Origin of the sequence: Rhodoblastus sp. (genome assembly GCF_041915505.1) — a bacterium.
Taxonomy (GTDB): Bacteria; Pseudomonadota; Alphaproteobacteria; order Rhizobiales; family Beijerinckiaceae; genus Rhodoblastus.
The window spans coordinates 1-4771 of the sequence record NZ_JAYSBG010000276.1; the positions used below are offsets into that span (position 1 = coordinate 1).

7 protein-coding genes are annotated in these 4771 nt (G+C 64.0%); all 7 read left to right on the forward strand.

What is annotated here, in order from left to right:
* Positions 1–372 (forward strand): SufD family Fe-S cluster assembly protein (locus ACE3S9_RS14975; protein WP_374547279.1); only part of this gene is annotated, 372 nt, incomplete at its 5' end.
* Positions 362–1615 (forward strand): SufS family cysteine desulfurase, encoded by a 1254-nt coding sequence (locus ACE3S9_RS14980; protein ID WP_374547280.1) that lies wholly within the window; start codon positions 362–364, stop codon positions 1613–1615. The genes ACE3S9_RS14975 and ACE3S9_RS14980, both read left to right, overlap by 11 nt.
* Positions 1612–1974 (forward strand): iron-sulfur cluster assembly protein, encoded by a 363-nt coding sequence (locus ACE3S9_RS14985; RefSeq protein ID WP_374547281.1) that lies wholly within the window; start codon positions 1612–1614, stop codon positions 1972–1974. The genes ACE3S9_RS14980 and ACE3S9_RS14985 overlap by 4 nt, the downstream gene beginning before the upstream one ends.
* Positions 1975–2031: 57 nt before the next feature.
* The gene (locus tag ACE3S9_RS14990) at positions 2032–2460 is read left to right on the forward strand and encodes a Rieske (2Fe-2S) protein (RefSeq protein WP_374547282.1); all 429 of its coding nucleotides are present in this window, start codon (positions 2032–2034) and stop codon (positions 2458–2460) included.
* An 18-nt stretch (positions 2461–2478) separates the two neighbouring features.
* Positions 2479–3231, forward strand: a complete 753-nt coding sequence (locus ACE3S9_RS14995; RefSeq protein ID WP_374547283.1) for a hypothetical protein — start codon at positions 2479–2481, stop codon at positions 3229–3231.
* Between the two features lie 23 nt (positions 3232–3254).
* Complete coding sequence (locus tag ACE3S9_RS15000) at positions 3255–3575, forward strand: antibiotic biosynthesis monooxygenase (protein WP_374547284.1); 321 nt, start codon at positions 3255–3257, stop codon at positions 3573–3575.
* A 215-nt stretch (positions 3576–3790) separates the two neighbouring features.
* Positions 3791–4660, forward strand: coding sequence for a xanthine dehydrogenase (locus ACE3S9_RS15005; RefSeq protein WP_374547285.1), 870 nt, complete (start codon positions 3791–3793; stop codon positions 4658–4660).
* Positions 4661–4771 lie beyond the last annotated feature (111 nt).

Sequence of the window (4771 nt, forward strand, 5' to 3'; positions counted from 1 at the left end):
GGTTCATCGCGCGGCGTCTATCAGGGCTGCGTGAAGGTCGCGCAGGGCGCGCAGAAAACCGACGCGCGCCAGCTCAGCCGCGCCATGCTGCTGTCGCACAAGGCGGAAATCGTCACCAAGCCGGAGCTGGAAATCTTCGCCGACGACGTCAAGTGCAGCCACGGGGCCACTGCCGGCGAGCTCGACGCCAACGCTCTGTTCTTCCTCCGCGCGCGCGGCATTCCGGAAGCCGAGGCCCGCGCCATGCTGGTCGAAGCCTTCCTGATCGAGGCCATCGACACCGTCGAAAGCGAAGACATCCGGACGATCGTCATCGACCATGCGCGTAACTGGATGAAGCGTCACGCCGGCGAGGCCTCCCATGTCGAATAAGGCCCTCGCGCTCGACACGTCCGCTCCCGCCTTCGACGTGATGGCGGCACGCGCGGAATTCCCGATCCTGTCGCGTCTCGTCTACAACAAGCCTCTGGTCTATCTCGACAATGGCGCCTCGGCGCAGAAGCCGAAAATCGTGCTCGACGCGATCATGGCCGGCTATGCCGAGACCTATGCCAATGTCCATCGCGGCGCGCATTTCCTCTCCAATGAATCGACCGTCGCTTTCGAGAAGGCGCGCGAATCCTGCCGCCGTTTCGTCAATGCCAAAAAGGCCGAGGAAATCATCTTCACCAAGGGCGGTACGGAGGCGATCAATCTGGTCGCTTCGAGCCTCGGCGCGGAGATTTCGGAAGGTGACCAGATCGTCATTTCCGAAATGGAGCACCATTCCAATATTGTGCCGTGGAATTTCCTGCGCGAACGCAAGGGCGCGGAAATCCTGTGGGCGCCGCTGAAAGCCGACGACAGTTTCGATCTCGACGCTTTCGCAAAACTGCTGACGAACAAGACTAAGATCGTCGCCGTGACCCATATGTCCAATGTGCTGGGCACGGTCACGCCAATCGCGGAAATCATCCGCCTCGCCCATGCCGTCGGCGCAAAAGTGCTGATCGACGGCTGCCAGGGCAGCGTGCATGAAATCGTCGACGTGCAGGCGCTCGACGTCGATTTCTACGTCACCACCGGCCACAAGCTTTATGGCCCGTCGGGCATCGGCTTCCTCTACGGCAAATATGAACTGCTGGAAGCGATGCAGCCCTATCAGGGCGGCGGCGAAATGATCGCCGACGTCTATCGCGACAAGGTCACCTATGCCGCCCCGCCGCATCGTTTCGAAGCCGGCACCCCGCCGATCGTCGAGGCGATCGGGCTAGGCGTGGCGCTGGATTATCTGATGGGCCTCAACCGCAACGGCGTGGCCGCGCACGAGGCCGCCCTGCTCGCCCATGCCACCGAGGAAATCGACAAGCTCGGCAAGGTTCGCATCTTCGGACGCGCGCCCGGCAAGGGCGCGATCGTGACCTTCGATGTCGACGGCGCCCATCCGCAAGACGTGTCGATGATCCTCGACCGGGCGGGCATCGCCGTGCGCGCCGGCACCCATTGCGCCCAGCCGTTGATGACCAAGCTCGGCCTGACCGCATCGGCCCGCGCCTCCTTCGCGCTCTATAACACGCATGAGGAGGTCGAGGCTCTGGCCAAGGGGTTGCGCCGCGTGTTGGAGTTGTTCGCATGACGGAAGGCCCGGCGCCCACCATGTCCGACGAGCCGGTCGAACTCCCCGAGTGGACCGGCGACCTCGAGACGGATGTAGTGGCGGCGATCCGCACGGTGTTCGACCCTGAAATCCCGGTCAATGTCTATGACCTTGGCCTCATCTACCGGCTCGATTGCTCCAATCCGGAGCTGATCGACATCGACATGACCCTCACAGCGCCGGGCTGCCCGGTGGCCGGCGAAATGCTGAGCCGCGTCCGCAAAGCCGTGCTGCTGGCGCCCGGAACCAGGGACGCCAAGGTCAATCTGGTGTTCGACCCGCCCTGGGACGCGCAGAAAATGTCCGACGAGGCCAAGCTCGAACTGGGAATGCTCTGAATCTTTGGACTTTGTTTTCCGTCCGGCGCCCGAGGGCGAACCCATAGGAATCGTGTCATGGACGAGCTTTACGCCATCTGCCAAACCTTCGAAATCGACGACAATGACGCCAGAAGCTTCCTCTTGAAAAAGGCGGGCGGCGAAAACGGCGAAGGAACCCCCTGGCCGATCATCATCTCCCGCAAGGGTTCGAATTTTTACGGCTTCGAGAACGCCTGTCCGCATCAGGGCCTGACGCTCGGCGCCGGCGGCTCGGAAGTGATGGATGACGAAGGCAATTTCCTCGTCTGTCGCCATCACGGCGCGCAATTCGACATCGACACCGGCAAGTGTTTTTCCGGCCCGTGCCAGGGCAAAGCCCTTGTCCCGGTCAAGGTGGTGGTCGATGACGGCGACGTCTGTATCACCGGGGTGGAGTTGGCGGAGGAGGACGGGCTCGACCTGCCCGATTCCGACGCCCCCGAAGTCGTGATCACCGGCGATTGATCTCAGGAGCGCAAGACCATGACCGATACGGCGGAACTCATCCGGCGCAAGCAGGCCATCAATCTGGCGGTGGTCCATTCCGATGCGGAAGCCTTTGTCGCGGCCTTTCCGGCATGGCTGGAAATCACCGCTTTCATCAGCGCGCTCCGCGCCGGCTCGGTCCAGCCGCCGACTGATGGCGTCACCCCGGCGCTGACCCCGCAACAGCTCAAGAGCGGCGGCGTCATCCATGTCGCCAAGGACGCCCTGTTCTCGTTCTGCATGACGGCCTCGCTCAAAGGCGACAAGGACGCGATCGAGGCGGTCGAAACCCCGCTGAAGGCGGCATATGGCGACGATTTTCCCGGCGCCGTCGCCTTGTGGAGCTTCCGCTCTCCCATTGCGGAGCCCATCTCGCTGGAAGATCACGTGGGCCAGGCCGCGCAGAAAATGCTGAGCGGCGAGCCGATTCCGCCGCCGATGCGCGCGGCGGAAAACTGGACCACCGGCCTGCGCTTCCTCGAAAAGGCGCGGAAATCCAATTTCCCGCAGGAGATCATCTATCCGCTGGCCCTGTGGACGCGCGACAAATGGGGCGAGACGCTGGAAAAAGGGATCGCCTTCCTGCAACATATCGAGGACAATGTGCCGGTGCTGCGCGAGGTGCTCGACGAGACGCGCAATGACGAGCCCTTTGTCGCCAATGTCTTGTTGAAAATGGCGCCGGCCGTCGACCGCGAACTCAATGACGAAGCCCAGGGCTTCCTGCGGTCGCTGGCCCGGCGCGGCTGACCCGCCGTCCGACCGGAGCAAGCATGACCTTCATCGCCATGAACCGTTTCCGCGTCGCTTTGGGCCGGGAGTCGGAATTCGAGGAGGTCTGGCGCAATCGCCAGACCGATCTGCCCGCCATGCCGGGCTTTGTCGTGTTCCATCTGCTGCGCGGCCCGAGCGACGATCAGGCGACCCTGTTCGTTTCGCACACCGTCTGGGAGTCGCGCGGCCATTTCGAGGACTGGACCCGCTCGGAGGCGTTTCGGCGCGCCCATTCCGGCGCCCCGAAGACGGTCGGCCTCTATCTCGGCCCGCCGCAATTTGAAGGGTTCGACGCGGTGGCGGAGACGCGCCCTGCGTGAATCCTTGCCGACAGACCTTGTTTCGTCCTCAACAGGGTCTCGCACAATTTCGACAAAAACGACGCCTTCGGCGTCTTTTTTTGTGATTTTCGCTGCTTGAGCGGCGATTTTTCTGGCCCGACTCCTGCAATACCCCTCTCGTGCGGTCGCTCCGCGCGATTCGCGCCAAAGTTCAAGAACGAACCAAAACCTGAAAAGGGATTTAGGGGGCGAAAATGAGCGCGAGCCGATTTGCCGATTTTTATGCGGAAGTCACCGAGCCGCTCGCCGTCGTGCTCGGGACCAATGAGATCGCCTCGGCGGTGGCGGTCAAGCTGCGCAAGGCCCATTTCACCGTCATTCTCAGCCACGATCCCTATCCGCCGGTGATCCGCCGCGGCATGGCCTTCCACGACGCTTTGTTCGACGATTCGCCGGTGCTGCAAGGCGTGGTCGGCGCGCGCGCGGAAACGGCGATGGAAATCGCCGATGCCGCCGCCCGCCGCGACAGCGTCGCGGTGACGCCGCTGCAGCTCTGCGACCTGCTCGCCCTGCGGCGCATTCCGGTCCTGATCGACGCACGGATGCAGAAGCGCAGCGTCACGCCGGACTTCCGTTATTATGTCGGCCTCGCGGTCGGCCTCGGCCCCAATTTCACCATTGGCGAGAATTGCGATGTGGCCGTCGAAACCCATCCGACGCGCGTCGGCGGATTCGTCGCCCAAGGATCAACCGAGGATTACGATGGCGCGCCCCGCCTGCTCGGCGGCCTCGGCCGCGAGCGCTTCGTCGTGACGCCGCGCGGTGGGCTCTGGCACACGCCCTTCGACGTCGGCGCCAGCGTCGAACGCGGCGAGCTGCTCGGCAGGATCGCCGGCATCACCCTTCACGCGCCCATGACGGGCGTGCTGCGTGGCGTCGCGCGCGATGGCGCCGTCCTCCCGTCCGACGTCAAGGCGATCGAGGTCGATCCGCGCGGCCGGCGCGCTCAATGGGCCGGTCTCGATCCGCGCGGGCGCGCGATCGCCGAGGCGACGCTGGCCGCGATCCGCGACGCGCAAAAACGCCGCAAACGCGCGCCACCTTTCGCGCAAGCCCCTCACTGAGCCGAATCCGACCGCCATGCCGCCTCACATTTCGCGCGCCGAACTCGAGCGCCTGCTGTTCGACGATGCGCCGCATGGCGACCTGACCAGCGAATCGCTCGGCCTCGGCGC